The following is a 710-nucleotide window of genomic DNA, read 5'->3' as shown; positions in this document are numbered from 1 at the left end:
GGCGGAGGGCAGGGTGCGGATTCCCATGGAAGGGCAGCTGGAGTCCCTGAATGCGGCGGTGGCTGCCTCCCTATTGATGTACGAGGCCCATAGACAGCGTTTTGCCCTGAAGTAGAAGCGGGGCGAAAACACCTCAAAAGAGGGCTGCCATGGGCTTTCTGCCTGCCTTTTGTCTGTTCTGTAAGGATACCCTTGACAACTCTTGTAACATCTGCTATGATGACCATGTAACAAATTTAATAACTTTGTAATAACTTTATTAAAAAGTGGCATATTTTTTGCAAAGAAAGAAAATTTGTTCATGGAGGTAGAGAATATGAGAAGAAGCAAGAGGCTGCTGGCAGCAGCCATTGGATTTTTGATGTTCCTATCCGCATGCTTGTCTGGAAGCATGACCGCACAGGCAGGGGAGAAGAAAGACTGTCTGGAGGATCTGCAGGGAGGCGTGGCGGCAGTACTTAGCCCCGGCGATTCCGATTCTGTGGAAATGATGGGCAATGGGGCCAGAGCAATAGGGTTTGCTGAGATTCTGGAGAAGGAGCAGGAGCGCAAGCTGGTCATGGCCAATGTGAAGAGCGCCCTGAATGTGAGAAGCGACGCCAGCGAGACGGCGGAGAAGGTAGGGATGCTGTACAAGGACTGCGGCGGCTATATTCTGGAGAGAAGAGACGGTTGGACCAAGCTGCAGTCGGGGAACATCATCGGATGGG

General features: G+C 51.7%; 1 pseudogene. It reads left to right on the top strand.

The annotated features are described in order from the left end of the window. Window positions 1-316 precede the first annotated feature (316 nt). Window positions 317-710, top strand: a pseudogene (locus Q2B33_RS24070) (hypothetical protein); the annotation flags it as partial.

Origin of the sequence: uncultured Acetatifactor sp., assembly GCF_948601915.1 — a bacterium.
In the GTDB taxonomy this organism is placed as follows: Bacteria; Bacillota; Clostridia; order Lachnospirales; family Lachnospiraceae; genus Acetatifactor.
Note: the sequence above shows the minus strand (reverse complement) of the source record. Positions and strands in the feature narration are given on the sequence as shown.